Below are 20,843 nucleotides of genomic sequence, written 5' to 3'. Positions count from 1 at the left end.
GAATAGTCCATTCTCCCCCGATGCTGAGTTCAGCTTGGGCAGCTTCTTTTATTTTTTGTCCTATTTTTTACTCAGTATGTAGCAAATACTGATTTAGCCGATATCCTATCGCTATCGCCATCTCAATTATCAATTTCATTTCTAGTCGCCTAGCCAGTTTGATCCCCGTCGCCCTTCTGCTATTCATTGTGTGTTCGTTGTCAATCCAGCGCCCCTTACTTCCTCAGTTTCCAGTGAGTTGAGCGAGACCATTCACCAGTTAGTTAGCTACTGTGTTCTCTTATTCCTATGAACTTACCCGCTGCCATTCAAACAACTTCAAATCACAATGTGCCATTACCCGATTGGTTACAGTCTTGTCTGATTGCCCAACCCGGTAGTAAGTCTGACCAACTGGGTGACAGCGCGTCTGCACAGGACGTGGATTTGGTCTGTCGCGCGTTTGAATTTGCCTATCAGCTGCATCGGGATCAATATCGAGCATCCGGTGAACCCTACATCAGTCATCCGGTGGCAGTGGCTGGACTTCTGCGAGATTTGGGTGGCGGCAGCGCCATGATTGCGGCTGGTTTTTTACATGACATTGTGGAAGATACCGATGTCACCCCGACAGAAATTGAAGAACGGTTTGGCAGCGAAGTTCGACATTTGGTTGAAGGGGTCACTAAGCTTTCTAAGTTCAACTTTTCCAGCAAAACCGAACGGCAGGCTGAGAACTTCCGCCGCATGTTCTTGGCAATGGCACAGGACATCCGCGTGATTGTCGTGAAGCTGGCTGACCGACTGCACAATATGCGAACGCTGGAACACTTGCCCTCTGAAAAACAGCGCCGCATTGCTCAAGAAACTCGCGAAATTTTTGCCCCCCTAGCGAATCGTCTCGGAATTGGTCGCTTTAAGTGGGAACTAGAGGATCTGGCGTTCAAGTACATCGAGCCGCAGTCCTACCGCGAAATTCAAACCCTAGTAGCCGAAAAGCGGGCCGATCGGGAAAATCGCCTACAAGATGTGGTGCAGACGATCTGCGATCGCTTACTCAAACTGGGCATTGATCCCGTTGATATCAGCGGTCGGCCCAAGCATCTGTACGGCATTTATCAAAAAATGCAGCGCCAGCAAAAGGGCTTTGAAGAAATCTACGATATTGCAGCCATTCGCATCATTGTGACCGAGAAATATGAATGCTATCGGGCGCTGGCGGTTGTACATGATGCCTTTCGCCCGATTCCGGGTCGCTTCAAAGACTATATTGGTTTGCCTAAGCCCAACCGCTATCAGTCGCTCCACACAGCGGTAATTGGTCGCACAGGCCGTCCAATTGAGGTGCAAATTCGCACTCAGGAAATGCACCACATTGCCGAGTATGGAATCGCGGCTCACTGGAAGTATAAAGAATCTGGTGGAGCCAGCGTTCAGGTCACGGCAGAAGACGAAAAGTTTACCTGGCTGCGCCAGCTTTTAGAGTGGCAAAGCGACCTGAAAGATGCCAATGAATATCTAGAAAACGTTAAAGATAATCTCTTTGATGATGACGTTTATGTATTCACGCCTAAAGGTGACGTTCTTGCCCTAGCTCGCGGTGCTACCCCCGTTGACTTTGCTTATCGCATTCATACTGAAGTGGGAAATCACTGTGCCGGAGCCAAAGTTAATGGCCGAATCGTGACGCTGGACTATCGGCTACAGAACGGCGACATTGTTGACATCATCACTCAAAAGAATGCCCATCCCAGCTTGGACTGGATGAACTTTGCGTCAACCACCAGTGCTCGCAACCGCATCCGCCAGTGGTATAAGCGATCGCATCGCGATGAGAATATGGCTCGTGGGCGCGACATGCTGGAGAAAGAACTGGGTAAGGAAGGCTTTGAGTCGCTGCTCAAGTCCAGCCCAGCTCAGGTAGCAGCTGAACGATGTAACTATCAAACCGTAGACGATCTGCTGGCAGGTCTGGGCTACGGCGAAGTCACCATTAACAACGTGGTCAACCGTTTACGTGATGCCGTTAAAGCCCAGCAGCCGATTGCACCTGCTGTCACCGCAGAGGAATTACTCGAAGAAGCCGTTAACGTAACCCAAGCGCGGCCTCAGCAAAAACAATCAGGCTCGCCAATCTTAGGTGTTGAAGGACTGCTGCACCACGTTGCCGGATGCTGTAATCCGCTACCCGGTGAACCGATTATCGGCGTAGTTACCCTTAGCAGCCGCGGCATTTCCATTCACCGCCAAGACTGTCCTAATATCGAGTCCATCGATGGCGATCGGTTCATTCCAGTAAGCTGGAACAACAGCAACGATCAGCACGGACGGCCTCAAACGTATCCGGTCAATATTCAAATTGAGGTGATAGACCGAGTGGGCGTCCTGAAGGATATTCTGTCCCACCTCACAGACCACAAAATCAACGTCAATAATGCTCAGGTCAAAACCTTCCCAGGCCAAACAGCCATTATTAACCTCGGCATCGATATTCGTGATCATCAGCAGTTAGAGTACACCTTCATGCAGATTCGTAAAATGGCGGACGTGCTGAATATCAAGCGTGTTCTACAGTCTGACTAGTCTGAACGACCAACCTGGCTAATCTGGAGCCTGAGACAGGGTTATGGGGTTCACCTAAACTTGAACTCCCAAAATCATGTAGATCAAGAATCCGGTGACCACTCCGTAGCAGCAGGACATGAACCCCTTCAACGAATTGCGATGATAGCTCCAGACGATGGCCGCAAACGTCCCAGAAAACAAGAGTTCTCCAATTGGAAAACTGGTTTCATAGAAGTTTCGGGCCATGATGAACATCATGATTGTCCAAACGGAGAAGACAAAGTAAAGGTTGAAGGGCGGAGTTTGATTCCGCCCCTTCGTCACCTTTGAGAAAAAGGTGATGTAAATATTGAAAATGAAGGGTAGAACAGCGGCAAACAAGCTGCGCAAGCCGGTAACAGAACTTGCTGCAAATGCACCGACTAAAAAATAAATCATGTAGCCAAGCAGGATCGTGAGCGCTGAACCTGCGATCGCAGTATTAATCATCTTGATCCAGCGCTCTTGCTGAGGAGTCAACCCCGTTTGCTTATTCATAAATTAGATTGCTCTACAGCTTACATAAAACCCTAAGCAGGGAAACTAGCCAGTATAAGTTTTATCACAGAGGGAAGATATTACTAATCTGACTCACAACTTAGCTGGCTCGTAATTTAGGATTAGTGTACCAAAAGCCACCAAAAATATTGAGCTTAAGCATTCAACCTTGAGTTAGCAGCAAAATGCTGAGAAATAATTTGCTTTGCTTCTTCTTCGGACGACAAACGATAGTGAGCTAAAAATGTAAACGCTCTGTCCCTCCGATCATTGGGAGCTGCAGGTTCCCAAAGAGTTAGCTGAATTTCATTTTTGAAAGAGCGAATCCGACATTGAACCGAGGATTGAACTGAAGAGTTAGCCAACATGATAGTGTCAAGCAAAATAAATTATTAAACGGAAATTGAGATAAAAAATAAGTTGAGTCGTTTGGGCACTGCAGCAAACAAATCAAGCACCCTCGTAACCATCAAATTAATGTAAATAACGTTGATGCGTCCTCTGTCCCGGAGGTGATCTCCCACCGATTCGCTCTATCCACCTATAGATCAGCTAGATCAGCTTTTAAGTTCTGGTAGTAAAGGGCTGAGCATGAGAATTATGAGCATAAGGATCAACGTCGAGAACGAAAGATCACGTGCTGAGCCAACTCGGAAATCGTCTTGCTTATTCCTCTCACCTTTCGCCTTAATTCTCAAATCCTTTATCAAACCCTTCAATCCGGCCTTACTTGCTCAGTTTGCACTCAAAATCAACGTCAGCGTTTGCCACCCTGAAGGGTGATGACAAATACCTGCTTCGTTTTTTAGTAATGAAATGATGCATTTGCCAAATTGATCGCCTAAAACCCCTTCAATAAAGGGTTACACGACAATAGCTAACCCTTAAGTTGTTGATTTGAACAGTTCAAATTAGAGTGTTGAAAGCTTTTTGTCGCAGATCTCATCTCATCCGCTAGAATTTACTGCAATAGTTTCTGGCGTTCTGGGCATTTTATGTCCATAATGCATCTACTCATCACTTCGCAATTGTTCTTCTTTTTTGTTCATGACTGCTGTGCCTGTTCCACCACGGTCACCTAAATCGTCTCACAAGTCTGCTAGTCAGCCATCGACTCCAGAGGTGACGCCTGTTTTCGCGTTGAAGGAAATGGTGGCGCGTTTACGGCGGGAACAGGACAAGATTCAGGATCTGCTGAGTTCACTGGGCTTTGCTCTGCGTAGCTTTAATAATCTTAATCAGTTTTTAGAACTGATTCCGATGATGGCTAGCCGCGTAACCGACAGTGATGGAGGGGCTCTTATTTTGTTTCGGCCAGATGGCCAAATGCGGTTAGAGCGTTTGCATTGTCAAGGTAGCGATCGCTGTCGGGATGTGAGACGCGCGATTGAGGCAGCAACTCGCCATGTGACCTCTACACTGCCTGTACCGACCGAATCAAGTGCAATCACGCTGGCATCAGGTGCAATGCTGGCATTGGATCGGCAGATTCATCAGTTTTTAGGGTCAGATATTCAAATTTTTGGCACCGCCATCATTGTTAAAAATGTGGAGCGGGGACGCCTATACGTCTTTAGTCGAGATTCCAGCTATAGCTGGACAGAAACGCGACAAAAACTGGTGCGGTTAGTGGCCGATCAAACGGCTGTCGCGATTGAAAATGATGAACTGACAGTTCAATTACGCAAGAAAGATCGGCTGGATCGCGAGCTAGAAATTGGCGCAGAAATTCAGCTTCAGCTCTTGCCTAGTCATTGCCCAACTATTAAAGGAATTGAGCTAGCGGCTCGCTGCAAAACGGCAAACCGCGTGGGTGGCGACTATTATGACTTTATTCCAGCGAATTATGACGAATTGAGGCCCCATGAAGGCGATCATCAGCCGGAGCAAGGCACCTGGAGTTTTGCGATCGGAGATGTGATGGGCAAGGGGGTGCCCGCCGGACTGATTATGACCATGCTGCGGGGAATGCTGCGAGCGGAGGTGCTGAATGGTCACTCACCCGCGCGGATTTTGCAACACCTGAACCGCGTTATGTATGCCGATTTGGAAAACTCTAATCGGTTTGTGACGCTGTTTTACTCAGAATATGATCCAGAAACGCAGATTTTGCGCTACAGCAATGCTGCTCACAATCCGCCACTGCTCTGGCGCGAGTCGAAGAAGACGGTGAAACGGCTTGACACATTGGGTATGCTGATTGGCTTGGATCGAGACACGCAATATCACGATGCCCAAGTCCATCTCCAGCCAGGGGATACGATCATTTACTACACAGATGGCTTTACGGATGCCGCCAATCAAAGCGGTGAGCGGTTTGATGAGGAAAACCTAATCCAGAGCTTTTGCTGGGCCTGCGAGAATTTTGATCATCCCGAAGAAATTTTGGACTATTTATTCAGTCGGCTCCAGCAGTTTATTGGCTCGGCTCGTCACAATGAAGACGACATGACGCTGATTGTGATGCGAGTTGATTCCGATCGCACCCTGCGCGCAGCTCAAAATAAGGATGGGGAAACCGACACAACCACAGATGAATCGTCTGATGATGGTTCATCTGCATTGAAGAAGAAAGAGACAGGTCGGGAGCCACAACTTCCTCATTTTCTAAGGTAGATTTCAAAAGTAGATTGTGTAGATTTCAAGTCGCGTTTTTGAGATAAAGCGATTTGGGCATACTAGTTTCTGGTAAGCTCTGTGGTCAGAATGGTCGTTGTGTGAGGTGATTTTTATGGTTGAGCATATGGAAGGATTGAGTGCGATCGCAGATTTAGCAGACTTGATCATCGTTCATCCAGTTGAATTAGAAATAAACTACGAGCCGATGCCAATCGATTGGCACATGGAGCTGTTTTCTACGACTGATGCCCAAAATCTTGTGCTGGCGCAGTTTGAGCAGGATCTTTGGGGTGATGTTAGTGGTGCATTCAACAACTTTGTTGAGTCGGGTCAACTTTGGGCTCTGCTAATCGGTATTGTGCTGGGTTACCTCTTAAAGGGTCTGACATCTTTCGGCTAATTTTCAGTCTTGGATCAGCCTGATATCTACTTTTCACCGAACTGAAAGGAAAACGGTGGATTTTGCCGCTAGCGGCAAAATCCACCGTTTTCCTTTCGGTCTACTTTGTGTCATGGTCTCCTAGCGCATGACCAGAGTCAGCTAGTTCAATTTATAACCGCATTCCGCTATTGTTACTAAAGCATTGGGGACGGTAATTCATTCTGCGTAGCCCCATTGCTTGCTGTTTGATTACTTTCTGATGGCACTGCATGAACAATCCTTCCCAATCCGCGCCTCAAACTTGGAGCCAGCGATTTGAAACGGCTCTCCATCCTGCGATCGCAAAGTTTAATGCCAGTATTGGCTTTGATATTGAGCTGATTGAATATGACATCACTGGTTCCCAAGCCCATGCCAATATGCTGGCATACACGGGCATTATCTCTCAGGAAGAAGGAACAACCCTGATTGCAGGATTAGAGCAGGTTCGGCAGGAATATCGGGACGGCAAGTTTACTCCCGGCATTGAAGCTGAGGATGTTCACTTTGCGGTTGAGCGGCGACTGACGGAGCTAGTTGGCGATGTCGGGAAAAAACTGCACACGGCGAGATCGCGCAATGACCAGGTTGGTACCGATATCCGGCTTTATCTGCGGGATCAGATTGACCAAATTCGCACCCAGCTCAAGCAGTTCCAGTCAGTTCTGCTCGATCAGGCCGAGCGCAATATTGAAACCTTGATTCCCGGCTATACCCATCTGCAGCGGGCGCAGCCGCTGAGCCTAGCGCATCACCTGCTGGCCTATTGCGACATGGCGCAGCGAGACTGGGAGCGCTTGGGCGATGTTTATCAGCGGGTCAACACCTGTCCCTTAGGCAGCGGTGCGCTGGCGGGTACAACGTTTCCGATTGATCGCCACTACACGGCTAATCTGCTGGAGTTTGGTCAGGTTTATACGAATAGTCTGGATGGCGTTAGCGATCGCGATTTTGCGATTGAGTTCCTCTGCGCGGCCAGCCTGATTATGGTGCATCTCTCGCGGCTATCTGAGGAAGTAATTCTTTGGGCGTCAGAAGAGTTTCGCTTCGTTTCGCTGAAGGATAGCTGCTCCACCGGGTCAAGCATCATGCCGCAGAAGAAGAATCCTGACGTGCCCGAACTGGTGCGGGGTAAAACTGGGCGCGTGTTCGGTCATCTGCAAGGGCTGCTGGTGCTGATGAAGGGGCTACCGCTGGCCTACAACAAGGACTTGCAGGAAGACAAAGAAGCATTGTTTGACTCTGTCAAAACGGTCAAAGCTTGTCTTGAAGCGATGACGATTCTATTTCAAGAAGGGCTGGAGTTTCGCACAGCGCGACTGGCTGAAGCGGTCTCAGAAGATTTCTCTAACGCGACTGACGTGGCAGACTATCTGGCAGCTAAAGGCGTGCCGTTCCGTGAGGCATATAACCTAGTCGGTAAAGTGGTCAAAACTTCGCTAGCGGCAGGGAAACTACTCAAGGATCTCACCCTACAAGAATGGCAGCAGATTCACCCGGCTTTTGAAAAAGATATTTATGATGCGATCGCACCTCGGCAAGTAGTCGCGGCTCGCAACAGCTTTGGCGGTACGGGCTTTGAGCAAGTCCGCAGTGCCGTACATAATGCACGAACCCGATTGTAATTGGATGTTTAGTCATGATGTTGGGCTGCGTGGGCTGAGCTGACGCAGCCCACGCAGCCCAACATCATAATCCGATGGAAGTGCGTAATACTGGAACAAGAACGAACAATTGATGTGAAGGAAAAGGCTAGGAATGGAACTTCGGGTAACAGATCAATCCATCCTAAATTGGTTTGGCGACTGCTTAATTATTGGTTTATTTGAGGATACTGAGCAGCTAACGGGCGCTTTGGCCGAGCTGGATGGCAATCTATCGGGGCTGCTCAGCGAACTGATTGAAGAGTCAGAATTCAAAGCCACCGAAGGCAGCAGCGTGGTGACGCGGGTTGGCCAAGGTGAAATTAAAAAAGTCGGGCTAGTCGGTCTCGGCAAACCCGATGTTCTCAAATTTGATGGGCTGAGACGCGCCGCCGCTGCGATCGCACGTTTAGCTAAGAAAGAGAAATGTAAAACTCTGGGCATCAGCCTGCCTCTCTGCGGCAACAATCCGACGATGACCACGCAGGCCATTGCAGAAGGCGTACTGCTGGCGCTGCATCAGGACAATCGCTTCAAGTCGGATAAAGAAAATGGGGCGCTGAAGCTAGAGCGAGTGGATTTACTCGACTTGGGTGGCCAAGATGCTGCGATCGCAACGGCGCGATTCGTGGCAGAGGGTACGATTTTGGCGCGGGAACTGGTTTCAGCTCCGCCCAACGTGGTGACGCCGATGAGCTTGGCGGAAACCGCTCAGTCCATTGCTAGTGACTCCGGTATGGAGTTGGAAATTCTGGAGCGGGAAGATTGCGAAAAGCTGGGCATGGGCGCTTATTTAGGCGTGGCGCAAGCCTCCGATATGCCGCCGAAGTTTATTCACCTCACCTACAAGCCGGACGGAACACCCCGCAAAAAACTAGCCATTGTCGGCAAGGGACTCACCTTTGACTCCGGTGGTTTGAATCTAAAACCCTCTGGCAGCGGCATCGAGACCATGAAAATGGACATGGGTGGAGCCGCCGCCACGCTGGGAGCCGCTAAGGCAATCGGCCAGATCAAGCCCGATGTTGAGGTGCATTTCATCAGCGCCGCCACGGAAAACATGATTAGCGGTCATGCCCTGCATCCCGGTGATATTTTGACGGCGTCTAATGGCAAAACCATTGAGGTAAACAACACCGATGCTGAGGGTCGTTTAACCTTAGCCGATGCGCTGGTGTTTGCGGAAAAACTGGGCGTCGATGCAATTGTTGACCTAGCAACGCTGACCGGAGCCTGCATTATCGCGCTGGGTGACGACATTGCAGGCGTCTGGAGCAATAACGATGCCCTGGCTAGCCAGCTAATCTACGCGGCGGAAACGGCGGGCGAAAAGTTCTGGCAAATGCCGATGGAAGAAAAATACTTCGAGGGCATGAAGTCGATGGTGGCCGACATGAAAAACACCGGGCCACGGGCAGGCGGTTCCATCACAGCCGCGCTATTCCTCAAGCAGTTCATTGAGAACACGCCTTGGGCGCACCTCGATATTGCTGGCCCCGTTTGGACAGAGAAGGAAAGCAGCTACAACAATCCAGGCGGCACGGGATTTGCCGTACGTACCTTAGTCCAGTGGGTTCTGAGCGAGGAAACCAGCGATCGGCCTGTGATTCCGCTCCAGCCAACACTCAGCTAGTTCATTTAGTTTGTTGTAATTGCAACCCTACGTAGGGGCAAATGGCCATTTGCCCCTACCAGATACGTAGCTGCATATCAAATAAATGCATATCCAAAAAACCGGGGGAGCGCCCCTGAGGGGCGCTCCCCCGGTTTTTTGGATGCGTTTATCTATGCCAACCCACTTACGTGAATTGTAATTTGAGATTTTCTTCGATCCCGCAATAGCATGACCCTCTTTGATGGTGTTGAGCAGGCCAATGTCCTCATCGTTGGTGCAAATGGCGGCATTGGTCTCAGTTTTGTTGAGCATTTGCTAAATGATGATCGGGTGGCCAAGATTTATGCCACCTACCGACGGCCAGAAACGGCGAGTCGGTTAGTTGCGATCGCAACTCAGCATCCCCATCGGTTAACCTGTTGCCAGTTGGACGTGACCGATGAGGCACAGATTGCGGCTCAGGTGAAGCAAATTCAAGCGCAAACGCCGGAGATTCATTTAGTGATCAACTGCGTTGGTGTTTTGCATACGGGCACAATTCAGCCAGAGAAAAGTCTGCGGCAGCTTGAGCTAGATCAGCTTACTCAATACTTTCAGGTCAACAGCATTAGTGCGGCGCTGCTGGCGAAGCATTTACTGCCACTGCTGAAGCATTCCCACCGCAGCCTGTTTGCCACGATTTCAGCCAAGATTGGCAGCATTGGCGACAACTATCTGGGAGGCTGGTATGGCTATCGGGCGTCCAAAGCGGCGTTGAATATGCTGATTCGCACCGCCGCGATTGAGTATAGCCGTAAGAGTCCCAAAACCATCCTGGTACTGCTCCATCCCGGCACGACGGATACCGAACTGTCCAAACCATTTCAGCGCAATGTGCCGCCGGAGAAGCTCTTTTCACCGGAGCGCACCGTGTCGCAGCTTTTAGCCGTACTCGATCAGGTTAAAGATAATGAAAGCGGTCAGTTTTTCTCCTGGGATGGCAGTAAACTGCCGTGGTGATGTCAAAACTTGCGAACTTCGAATTCCATGATTGAACCTATCGATACGATCGCTCTATTCAAACGTCCCGAAAACTCCAAATCCTTTGCTGCTGGGGAGGTCATCTTCAACAATGGTGACGTTGGCTCTGTGATGTACGGCATCTTGTCCGGTGATGTTGAATTCATCGTCAATGACAAAGTAGTTGAGACCTTACACACAGGTGATCTCTTTGGCGAAGGCGCTTTGGTACATGATGACCACCTGCGGGCATCGACAGCCATCGCGAAAACGGACTGTCAACTGGCGGTGATTGATCGGTTTCAGTTTCTATTTTTGGTTGAAAACACGCCGCTGTTCGCGCTGCACGTCATGCGCAGCTATTCCGATCGCCTGCGATCGCTGAAGCATTTTGCCTAGATACTTTCTAGAAGTCCTCAAGATACATAGGGTGGGCATCGCCCACCATCGGCTCTCTGTCTGAGTTTTAAGATTGTGGTGGGCGGTGTCCACCCTGCTTGGTGAATAGTCCAGGCCAGATAATCTCTAGCAGAGGCATGTTTGACGCTTGGGGCATTACCAGCACTGAGTGCTTAAATTGTCAACGCATCAGCAATTCACTCTGTTCATGAATGCGATCGCACCACTGCTGGGCCAGAACGGCTATTTCCTCACGCTCGTTCTCATCAGGCCATAGTTCTGACCAACTCAAGGCCCACTCACTGACTGAGTAACGCTTGGAGATCGGTCAGCTCAGTCGCAAATACGATGTCGGCTTCTAAATCAAGACTATCCACGACCCACTCAACAAAGCTCTGGCTTTCTTGAATCAAATGTTGGATGGCAGATTCATCCGTGCCGCTCTGAGCAGACAGCTGAATTTGAGCCAAACTCAAGGCCAAATTATCGAGCTGAGTGACTCGACTCGCCTGTAGATAATGTGCTTGAAGGATCTCCCAGTGTTTTGACATTAGACACTGTCCTAGTAGAGAGCATTGCGGAGTGCATCACTGACTCAACGCTTTCAAAAACTGCTGTAGCTCTGCTAAGAAACCGCGCCGTCGCGGCTTAGCCGCTTTTTGTCCAGTTGAATCTTCCGCACTTGCTTCATTAGTAGAGCTACCCGTTGCACCCATCAAAATTCGATCCAGCACCTCACCAATAGGCCGTTCAGCTTCTTCGGCAATGAGGTCATAATTGCCTGGACTGTTCTCTAGCCAAACCTGCCAAGGCTGTGGGTAGCAGCGAAACACAGCTGCTCCATTCAGTGGCTTAATGCAGTAAACTGTCTCAATCGTACTGAGGAAGCGTTCTCGCAGTTGCCGTCCAGCATAGCCAATGCCGATAATTGCCACATCCTCCAATTGCGGATTTAGCATGACAAATGGCCGATTTTTCGCTGCCTCATACATCTTTTCAACCTTTTTCACCTCAACTGCCGACGGCTCAATGATTAAAAATGCATCGTCATCTTCTTCTATCTGGCCTTTGATTTCGCCAATGCCGCGCACGCTGTAGGACGGCTCGCCCCAATCGCGTCGGGCCAGTGCCGCTGCCCCCGCATCGGGAAAAAACACCTTGAACTGCCAATCTTTTTCCTCAAACAGCGCAATAAACGGTCGGGCCAATGGCATAATCTTCAGTTCCGGAATGGCATACTCCACCTGTATCCGGGTTAGACCATCTGCGATCGCAGCTTGGGTAGCCGCCTTTGATTGTTCTACAGCCTCTTCAATACTCTTGGGCAGTCCAGTCATCGTTTCATCAGCCAACAACATCAGGTTATCCCATCTATTATTTCAGCTTTTCCCGAGGAGAAGTACCCCTCAGTTGCTACCTGCCGTCTATGCCCCTGTTGTATACACCTCTTCTCATAAAATCAACCCAGAGATCAACCCTCAAACTCCAGTCTAGGGATGAGGGGCAAAGGTTCTGGCGCTTTTTCAGAGACTTTCCGAACACTAAGGAACTCGGATTGAATAAGGTGAAATTTTTGGGGTAGGGACACGGCAATGCCGTGTCCCTACAAATGGAACGGTTTACAGGCTATTTAATTCATAGTTCTAAAGATAAATTTATGGCATCCTGTGTCACAGAATTCGCCGAGAGCGATACGATTAAAACGCCTAAATCGGCATTGCACAGCTCGCTAAGAATCCTAGCGTCCAAAGCTCATGACTTCTGATACTTCTCCTGTTTCTGAAATTGTCTCTGATATTTCGTCCTCCTCGGCGGAGGACAGCCTGCCACAGGTGCATCTCAAGCCGGAAGGCGAGCGGATCATGCTGTTTTTGCCGCCCAAGCCCACTGATCCGGATGCGGGTTCCGACTGGGACGAAATTTGGCAGCAGTTTAAGCATCGTCTCAGCGCGGGCGATCGGTTTTGGCAACCGGATACCACCGTGTATTTGATTGCCCGCGATCGCTTATTGGACAATCGCCAGCTGCATGCGATCGCAGAAGCCCTTTCGAACGTCAACTTGCGCTTGAAGCGGGTCTACACCAGCCGTCGCCAAACCGCAGTTGCGGCTGCCACCGCTGGCTATTCGGTTGAGCAGCAGTCATCGGTGGCCAAGCTGATTCAGCAATCGTCTGCATCTGAACAGCGGCGACCGATGCAGGCTCCCCTGTATTTGCAAACCACCATTCGCTCGGGGGTGGAAATTCAGCACCCTGGTACAGTAATTGTCTACGGTGATGTCAATCCCGGCGGTTCCATCGTGGCCGATGGCGATATTTTGGTGTGGGGACGGCTGCGGGGCAATGTTTACGCGGGTGCGCAAGATGACGATCGGTGCCTGGTGATGGCGCTGCACATGGAGCCGACTCAAATTCGGATTGGCAGCAGTGTGGCGCGTGGCCCCGACTCGCCGCCGCTGGGCGATGCTGAGGTGGCATACGTGGCTGCCGATGGCATTCGGATTGCCCGTGCGGCTGACTTTGTTCGACCAGACGATCGTTCATCCAAGCTTTAATTTGTCTTCAGAAACCGTTACTCTAACCTGTCATAGTCCACTCAATTTAAGCCGTCCATGAGCCGAATTATTGTTGTCACTTCTGGTAAAGGTGGCGTAGGCAAAACCACCTGCACCGCAAATCTAGGCATGGCGATCGCGCAGCAAAACCGTTCCGTGGCGGTGATTGATGCTGATTTTGGCCTGCGGAATCTAGACCTGCTGCTAGGGTTGGAAAATCGCATTGTCTACACCGCAATTGATGTCTTTGCCAGACAGTGCCGACTCGATCAAGCTCTGGTCAAAGACAAGCGGCAGCCAAAATTGGCGCTGATGCCTGCGGCCCAAAACCGCACCAAGGAATCGATCACGCCGATCCAAATGCAAAAGCTGGTGCGGGCGATCGCACGGGCTTACGACTATGTGATTGTGGACTGTCCGGCGGGGATTGAAATGGGCTTTAAAAATGCGATCGCAGCTGCCCAAGAAGCCATCATCGTCACCACGCCCGAAATTGCCGCCGTCCGGGATGCCGACCGCGTGATCGGTCTGCTGGAAGCTAACGACATTAAAAAAGTGCAGCTGATCGTCAATCGGCTCAAGCCCGCCATGGTCAAGCAGGAGCAGATGATGTCAGTCGAGGACGTGCAGGAAATTCTGGCGATTCCGCTGCTGGGCGTTGTCCCCGACGACGAGCGGGTAATCGTCTCCACCAACCGAGGCGAACCGCTAGTCTTAGAAGAGAAGCTGTCTATGGCTGGCCTCGCCTTTGAAAATATCGCCCGTCGCTTAAACGGCGAAGACGTACCCTTTTTAGATCTAGATGCACCCAGCGACGATTTCTTTTCTCGCATCCGGCGCTTCTTCCGGGGTGGCTCAGCCTAATTTTACTTGTAGGGTGGGCACCGCCTCCTGCCCAACAGCAATCCCCATCCATCGGTTAGGTTGCAGCAGAACAAATCAAACTAGCCTCTATATAAACCTTATAAATCAGTCTCTACAGCTTGCATCTACAAATCGAATTTGAATTTTTTGATGATTTTCCCACTGTCTATCTCCCCATGATCTGATGATTAGTGAACTTCTAGAACGACTCTTCCCAGGCACTGCCAATCGATCCAGCCGTGACGATGTCAAGCGACGACTCCGCTTTGTCTTGGCTCACGATCGGGTTGACCTCGATCCCTCAACCGTTGAGCAAATGCGCCAGGAAATTTTAGCGGTCGTTTCTCGATACGTTGAAATCGAAAGCGATGGGTTAGAGTTCAGTCTAGAAAGTGATCAACGGGTCACGGCGCTGATCGCCAATTTACCCATCCGCCGAGTTAAGGGCAACCCCGAGGACAACCAACCTGTCCCAGACGATAATCTAGAGCTAAGTCTCGATTTAAATGAATCGGATCAAGTAGAGCCCAATCCAGAAACCAAGCAGCCAGTGGAGTCTGATCAGCCGGAGGCGCGATCGCACAATCAATCAGAACCAACCCCAAGCTTAGATTCCCCTCCATCGGCATCATCTGACGTTCAGCCTGAACCGGAGTCCGAAACTGAAGCCAAGCCTGATACCCCGTCAGCCTCTTCCACAGGCAATCCTCCACCCGTACCGGATATCTCCACTGAAGAACTCACCAACTCTGACTCCCTCGACCCCCCAAACTCCAAGCCCGACTAATTTAGATCTCACTCCCTAGATCTCACATCCTGACTCCCGACATGAATCCGTCAAATTCTCCTTCTGCTGAATCCACTGCATCCACTGCATCCACCGATACTCCAGCCGTACCTGAAATAACGCCGAATTCAAAACAGCCCGACTTTTCTGCCTGCATCCAATCATTGGGACTCGACCAGATCACGCGCCATGTCTTGATCTGCGCCGATCAGACCAAGCCTAAATGCTGTAGCAAAGCACTCAGTATCGAAGCTTGGGATTACTTGAAGCGGCGGCTTAAGGAACTAGAGCTAGATGTTCCGACCGAGGATCGAGCTAGCTGTGTCTTTCGTACCAAAGCCAATTGCCTACGGGTTTGTCAAAACGGGCCAATTTTAGTGGTCTATCCCGATGGCGTTTGGTATCACAGCGCCACGCCAGAGGTGATTGAGCGAATTATTCAGGAGCATCTGCTGCAAAATCGGGTAGTTGAGGACTACGCCTTCTTGGTTCAACCGCTGACGGGTGCGATCGCAACTGAGACCGCAACTGAATAAATGATTGGGAGCAGAACGAGTTGAAAACCCGTCATTATTTTGGATAAAAAAGAAACAATACGCTTCCTACAAGATCTGTTCTAGTCTTTTCAAAAGAATTTCTTTAGGTTCTAGTTGTGCAAGATGCAAAATCTGAGGAGGTAGGTTCCCTCTGCTGTTCATGTCTTATCATCATTTGACCGTTATTGAAAAATTGGTAAAGTTCTCAAACAGAAGCCAACGCTAGAGGGTGCATATTTTCTCGTACTGGGTATGATTAAGTATATACGTAAAAAACGATGCACATGGCTCTTAGTAGTCTATTTGACAGGTTAAAAGTTGCTTTGAGAAGGATTACAGGTGATTGAACAATAATTGCGACTTGCAGTGCTTGATCTAATCCTGATGTAAGTTAGGAACCTATTGTTTTAAAAGCTGCTGATTAACGTTTATTCATTTAATCGTTTAATCGTTCTAAGCTTATCGAATGGGAGTGTAATTGAGTTGCGTTACGAGTTGCGTACTATTGCATTACCAAATGTATCTATCTATTGACGGTTTGAGCATCGGCATTACAATCCAAGGATTCTTAGCTAGAATCATTAGCTGGGTAGTAATGTCTATCTTCCTAAAGTCTTAACGTTCATCCAAAGACGGCGAGTTATTGAGCATGAAGGAATCCAACACGGGTGACCAAAAACAGTTGTTGCTGATTGATGACGATCCAAACTTAATCCTGTTGGTAAAGGATTATCTAGAGTTTCGAGGTTACCAAGTCACAACAGCCGAGAATGGTCGTGAAGCTCTGGAAATACTGGAGCAGGAAACCCCCGACATGATTATTTGCGATGTGATGATGCCGGAAATGGACGGCTATTCTTTAGTGAAGCATGTCCGGGAAGATCCAAAAACAAGCTGGATTCCAGTGTTGTTTTTGTCCGCTAAGGGGCAGAGCCAGGATCGGGTCAAAGGCCTGAATACCGGAGCCGACGTCTACATGGTGAAGCCGTTTGAACCTGAGGAGCTAGTTGCCCAGGTTGAATCTTCGCTGAAGCAGGCATCCCGCTTAATCCAGCATCAAAACAAGGGTGGTTCAGAAGGCCCGACGATTCAAGTTCCGTTTGATGTTGAGCTAACGCCTACAGAGCTAAAGGTTGTGCAGTTTGTGGCTCGGGGTATGGCCAACCGCGAGATTGCTGAGGAGCTGAAGGTTAGCCAGCGCACCATTGAGAGCCATGTCAGCAATATGCTGGGTAAAACAGGGCTACACAACCGAACCGAGCTGGCCCGCTGGGCAATGGAAAACAGCATGGCTTGATGAGCTTCTTAATGAACTGCCTGTTCTTTGGCAGAGTTCGTTATATAGCGCTACACGCTTAAGTAAAACCCTAAAAAGAACATTTCTCCGCTCATGGTGGCGAAGGAACGTCCCTTTTAGGGTTTTATCAGTTGTATAGCGATAGCCATATTTATTTGTTTAGAGAGTTGTTGTGGCGTGGCGATGCCGCGCCACAGCAACTCTCGTGTCCTAACTTAGCTGGCTACAGCTATAAAAAAGCCTCCAATCAAATGATGGAGGCTGTTGATAGCGAGTTGTCTAGAGGTCATTAGGAGAAGAGATCTGCTTTAGCGCGTGGGAGGGGAAGACTTGGCTGGGATTAAGCGATACCCAACGCGGAGGTAGCTGCCGTCATATAGCGTTTGCCCATAAACCGCATCGTGCGCCAGTTCGGATTTTCAAACTTAGCACCTTGAAACTGGTATTGCTTAACCGTTGTCCGGACACCTCGATAGGTGGTTGTTATTTTCAGTTCGCTTTTAATAAGGGGCATTGCGGCAACGGGGGCGTTGTAAGAGCAACCGCGATAGGTGAGTTGAGTAGTCATGGTGGACTCCGTTTTGTTTGGGGGCTTTCAATATGTTTAGTTTGCCGTTTCTGCCAGCGAAGTACCACCGATGTTTTTGAATTTAAGCGAGAAGATAAGTCGATAGCTTAACTCCGGATACCTATCACATCTTGCACCAAAACCCAGAAGGGTTATTTTGCCGCCGCGATGCGGCAGCAAAATAACATCTTCAGGTTCTTAACGTGCCAGGTGCAAGAGTTGAGTATAAAAAATCCCCCACCGCTAGCAGCAAGGGATAGCTTGAAGTTTCAGAGAAGGAACACGCCTCAGTTTCGACTGTAGCGATTGAGTGTTAAGCCTTAAATTAGAGACGGTTAAACTTGGGACAAAAGCTGATCGCGCCAAGGCTGTAAGCTCTGATCCAGCGGTTTATTATAGACGGGCGTGGGCAGCAGATCGCTGAAAAATTGGGCAGTTGGAATATTCTCGACAATCACCCAAAAATCTTCTGGAATCGGCCCGTCAATGTGGCGGCTGAGGGTGCCAAAGCCAAGTCGTTCATTGCGATAGCGACGGGTAATTGCATTTTGTCTGAGCCACTGGTCAAAATCCTCAGACTGAGCCATGCCCATCAGAAGTGCGGTTTGTAGTTCGCCGATTGGTGGCGTTTCAGTGGCATAGAGCCAAGCTGAATCTAGATACTCTTGCCGCTGCTCTGGACTCAGCCACGCCAGCATCGCATATTTAGCGGCACTGTCCGGTAGCGCTTCAACATCTGCCACAGCGACTTGCTCGTCTTCAGATAGCGCCAGGACAGCCTGACTGGTCGGATCACCATAGTCATCCCAATCCGCATGAGCCGCGTCCCAGTCCTCCTGCCACCAGTTAATACCACCTCGGATTTGATGCCAGTAGGCAGCTAGCTCGGATTGATCTGCGTTTGCTTCACTGGTCGTAATCAGTTCATCCAGCCTCGCTTCTACCCGCTCCAGGATGAGTGGAAACTGCGATCGCAATCCCGGCTCCAGCCACACAGGACTGGTGACAAACAGCGGATCGCGCAAAATTTCCAGCGCCATTGCTTCAATGGCTTGATCTTGATCCGCCAAATTCAGTCCCAGTCCGAAGAAAACGCCTCGTTTCGCTGGCACTAACTCGGCTGAAGCCGCAAACGCCTGGGCCGCAGCTTCAGCATTGCCGCTATCTCGCAGCAGCCAGCCCAGATTGCTGTAGCCAAACTCGCTATAGGGCGCAACTTCCGTACCCGTTTGAAGTCCGGCGATACCCTGCTCAATCAGCTCCTGCGCTTGTTCTGCTTCAACTTCTGCGGTGCGGGGAATGTTGCCGAAGTTCCAGCCGAGCTGATACGGATAATACGGCTCCCACGGCGCAATCTCGTGGGCACGGCTGAGAAACTGATTGAAAGCCTGCCAGTTCGGTTGAACGCGATCAATCGCTAGAAACGCTTGGCTAGACAACTGCCAAGCCCGATGAGCTGGCACCAGACTGATCACCATAATCAGCGTGACGAGGCTAAGTGCGATCGCACTTAGAACGGGTAGCGGTTGCTTGGTGGGCAACACGCGTACAGGTTCCATTTCTGTTGGATTGACTGTTTGGACTGAGGCTTGACCCGGACGAGGTGTAGCAGCAGCCAAAACGGCGGTGTAAATTACAATCATGCCGCTGATGGCTACATTGTCGAGCTGATAGTCGGTCAGGCTTAAAGCGCCGTAGCCCAACAATCCGCTCAGCAGGCATAGCGCTAGAACCTGATCCGACAAGGAGCGATCTTTGGCGGCTGGAGTGAGCCAGCGGACGAGCAAGTAAACGAAAATAGCCGCCGCTGCCAGCATGATCAGCACGCCTAGCAGCCCCAGCTCGGCCCAGATCTGAATGGGGGCGCTGTGTAACTGATAAGCCAGTTCACCTAAGTGACCTGCCCAATCTGGACGATAGCGCTGATAGAGCAGCGGAACTGAACCTAGTCCAGCCCCAGCGAACCAGTTATCTACGCCCATGCGCCAGCCCGTAACGGTGGTGACGACGCGATAAGCCAGTTCTCCCCCTGTGTCACCCTGAAGCAACGCCGGAATCAGCGTGCGCAAACGGTTATTAGCTGCAACCAATACCACCAGTACCGCAAGTCCGCCTGCTCCAGCTAGGAGTAAACGCGATCGCGAAATGGAGCTGCGCCAGAGTAGTACCACAAAGCCAAAAACGCAGATCACAACGAGTCCTAACCAGCCACCACGAGAACTCGTGGTATAGAGATCAACCAGTCCCAGCCCCAGCGTGACCAGCCAGAGATTGCGTTTCGATTTGTCCAGGATGGCGAGGCCCACCACTAGGGGCAACACCAGCAGCAAGAAGCCCGCAACGTAGTTTTGGTGGCCCAGTGGCACCCAGTTACGCAGAGTCAACGTGGAAAAATCAAAACTTGCCTCGTAGCCAAACTGCCGCAGTTCCCGGAGCCGTACCAGTTCTGGCAGCAGGGTTTGCGTCGTCCAAAGGCCCAGGCTGACTAGAATAAACGCGAGGCTGAGATAGCCTTGCTTGACTAGGAGCGAGTATCGCTGTTCGGGAGTCCGCAGCCGATCGGTGAGGACAATCAGCGTCGCTACGAAGCCCAACGCGGCCCAGCCATACCAGCGAGCTTGAGCCGGAAATTCAGCTAAAACTGAGGATAAGATCAGGCTCAGAGTGATGAAGCCCAGCAGCCAATCCATACCGTGTCCAACCTTTGGCCAAGAACGGGTCTGCCAAACCTGCGCAATTAGCCACAGAATCGGGCAAAGCAGTCCCACCTGCCATAAAAATACCCATGGCCACGCCACCATCAGGCTGTTGCTGTTGGGCAGCAGGGTAAACAGGACGAAAAAGGCTCCGGTCAGCAGGGCAAAAAGTCGCCCAGATTTAGGCGCAGATGCAGTTTCAACGGTCGAAGATGCAGACATGATCATCCATTGGAGGCAAACACTCTTCCTAGTTTCACCAGAAAACTAATGAACGGTGGAGCCTAGATCGCAATTCTTTATAGAACAAAGCTGCTCATTCAGTGGGGGATCTACTACCTATCTAATTGCAGCAAAATTGAACTGCGATCGCACTTTCCAGCTCATAAACCAAAACTGCGATCTCACATGTCATTTCTTCAGATGTGTCTTTATCATTTTGGTTTACGAACAAAGTAGCGGTGGTAGCCACTAAATTACATTGCCGACTAGCTGAGAAGAATTGAATCACCAATAAGTATAAATATTTATTTCAACTTGGTTGCGTTACTGTCCGGATTAACCGTGGAATTACTGAAGAGCTTTACTAAGGCTTATTAGAGCTGGCTGAAAACTTCATCTGGCCTATAGCTCAATAAGTTGATGATGAAATATCCTTTTGTTATCTGCAAAGAATTCTCGCAAATTTACTGAAAGCGTGAGAGTTCTGAGTTTGTAAGGGGCATCTTAATAGAATAGGGTTCGTTTCACCTGTTTCCCAGCA

The 20,843-nt window shown here is 50.0% G+C and carries 17 protein-coding genes; 12 read left to right on the top strand and 5 right to left on the bottom strand.

Going from position 1 to position 20,843, the window contains the following annotated elements; genetic code table 11:
- Positions 1-288 precede the first annotated feature (288 nt).
- Positions 289-2,562: a RelA/SpoT family protein gene (locus AC286M_RS18000; RefSeq protein ID WP_488205701.1), complete on the top strand. Its 2,274-nt coding sequence runs from the start codon at positions 289-291 to the stop codon at positions 2,560-2,562.
- 54 nt (positions 2,563-2,616) lie between these two features.
- Here AC286M_RS18000 and AC286M_RS17995 read toward each other — a convergent pair whose 3' ends face one another.
- Positions 2,617-3,081, bottom strand: coding sequence for a hypothetical protein (locus AC286M_RS17995; protein ID WP_488205700.1), 465 nt, complete (start codon positions 3,079-3,081; stop codon positions 2,617-2,619).
- Between the two features lie 1,047 nt (positions 3,082-4,128).
- On the opposite strand from AC286M_RS17995, the gene AC286M_RS17990 reads away from it, so the two are divergent.
- The 6 genes from AC286M_RS17990 to AC286M_RS17965 all read left to right on the top strand — a co-directional run bounded on the left by AC286M_RS17990 (position 4,129) and on the right by AC286M_RS17965 (position 10,777).
- On the top strand, positions 4,129-5,697 hold the full coding sequence (locus AC286M_RS17990; RefSeq protein WP_488205699.1) for a PP2C family protein-serine/threonine phosphatase: 1,569 nt from the start codon (positions 4,129-4,131) through the stop codon (positions 5,695-5,697).
- A gap of 115 nt (positions 5,698-5,812) precedes the next feature.
- On the top strand, positions 5,813-6,100 hold the full coding sequence (locus AC286M_RS17985; protein ID WP_488205698.1) for a hypothetical protein: 288 nt from the start codon (positions 5,813-5,815) through the stop codon (positions 6,098-6,100).
- Between the two features lie 251 nt (positions 6,101-6,351).
- A complete protein-coding gene (gene argH, locus AC286M_RS17980) occupies positions 6,352-7,746 on the top strand; it encodes an argininosuccinate lyase (protein WP_488205697.1) in 1,395 nt (464 codons plus the stop codon).
- Between the two features lie 133 nt (positions 7,747-7,879).
- Positions 7,880-9,397 carry a leucyl aminopeptidase gene (locus tag AC286M_RS17975; RefSeq protein ID WP_488205696.1) on the top strand — a complete coding sequence of 506 codons (1,518 nt, stop codon included), beginning with the start codon at positions 7,880-7,882 and terminating at the stop codon, positions 9,395-9,397.
- A gap of 210 nt (positions 9,398-9,607) precedes the next feature.
- Positions 9,608-10,378: an SDR family NAD(P)-dependent oxidoreductase gene (locus AC286M_RS17970; RefSeq protein WP_488205695.1), complete on the top strand. Its 771-nt coding sequence runs from the start codon at positions 9,608-9,610 to the stop codon at positions 10,376-10,378.
- A gap of 27 nt (positions 10,379-10,405) precedes the next feature.
- Positions 10,406-10,777: a cyclic nucleotide-binding domain-containing protein gene (locus AC286M_RS17965; protein WP_488205694.1), complete on the top strand. Its 372-nt coding sequence runs from the start codon at positions 10,406-10,408 to the stop codon at positions 10,775-10,777.
- Between the two features lie 299 nt (positions 10,778-11,076).
- Here the strand turns inward: AC286M_RS17965 and AC286M_RS17960 are convergent, their stop codons facing one another.
- Entirely contained in the window at positions 11,077-11,328 is a 252-nt protein-coding gene (locus AC286M_RS17960; protein WP_488205693.1) for a hypothetical protein, read from the bottom strand.
- A 36-nt stretch (positions 11,329-11,364) separates the two neighbouring features.
- On the bottom strand, positions 11,365-12,114 hold the full coding sequence (locus AC286M_RS17955; RefSeq protein ID WP_488205692.1) for a DUF1995 family protein: 750 nt from the start codon (positions 12,112-12,114) through the stop codon (positions 11,365-11,367).
- 417 nt (positions 12,115-12,531) lie between these two features.
- Between AC286M_RS17955 and minC the strand changes: the two genes are divergently transcribed.
- The 5 genes from minC (at position 12,532) to AC286M_RS17930 (ending at position 16,816) form a co-directional block, all read left to right on the top strand.
- Positions 12,532-13,332, top strand: a complete 801-nt coding sequence (gene minC, locus AC286M_RS17950) for a septum site-determining protein MinC (RefSeq protein ID WP_488205691.1) — start codon at positions 12,532-12,534, stop codon at positions 13,330-13,332.
- A 57-nt stretch (positions 13,333-13,389) separates the two neighbouring features.
- Positions 13,390-14,196 carry a septum site-determining protein MinD gene (minD, locus tag AC286M_RS17945; protein WP_488205690.1) on the top strand — a complete coding sequence of 269 codons (807 nt, stop codon included), beginning with the start codon at positions 13,390-13,392 and terminating at the stop codon, positions 14,194-14,196.
- Positions 14,197-14,380: 184 nt separating this feature from the next.
- A complete protein-coding gene (minE, locus tag AC286M_RS17940) occupies positions 14,381-14,983 on the top strand; it encodes a cell division topological specificity factor MinE (RefSeq protein WP_488205689.1) in 603 nt (200 codons plus the stop codon).
- 41 nt (positions 14,984-15,024) lie between these two features.
- Positions 15,025-15,519 carry a (2Fe-2S) ferredoxin domain-containing protein gene (locus AC286M_RS17935; RefSeq protein WP_488205688.1) on the top strand — a complete coding sequence of 165 codons (495 nt, stop codon included), beginning with the start codon at positions 15,025-15,027 and terminating at the stop codon, positions 15,517-15,519.
- Between the two features lie 649 nt (positions 15,520-16,168).
- Positions 16,169-16,816 (top strand): response regulator transcription factor, encoded by a 648-nt coding sequence (locus AC286M_RS17930; protein WP_488205687.1) that lies wholly within the window; start codon positions 16,169-16,171, stop codon positions 16,814-16,816.
- 340 nt (positions 16,817-17,156) lie between these two features.
- Here AC286M_RS17930 and AC286M_RS17925 read toward each other — a convergent pair whose 3' ends face one another.
- Positions 17,157-17,384: a DUF4278 domain-containing protein gene (locus AC286M_RS17925; RefSeq protein ID WP_488205686.1), complete on the bottom strand. Its 228-nt coding sequence runs from the start codon at positions 17,382-17,384 to the stop codon at positions 17,157-17,159.
- A gap of 335 nt (positions 17,385-17,719) precedes the next feature.
- The gene (locus AC286M_RS17920; RefSeq protein ID WP_488205685.1) at positions 17,720-20,302 is read right to left on the bottom strand and encodes an O-antigen ligase family protein; all 2,583 of its coding nucleotides are present in this window, start codon (positions 20,300-20,302) and stop codon (positions 17,720-17,722) included.
- Positions 20,303-20,843 lie beyond the last annotated feature (541 nt).

The organism is Thainema salinarum CENA647 (genome assembly GCF_057732415.1).
The sequence above is the reverse complement of the archived record's forward strand: the minus strand, read 5'-3'. Positions and strand labels throughout refer to the sequence as shown.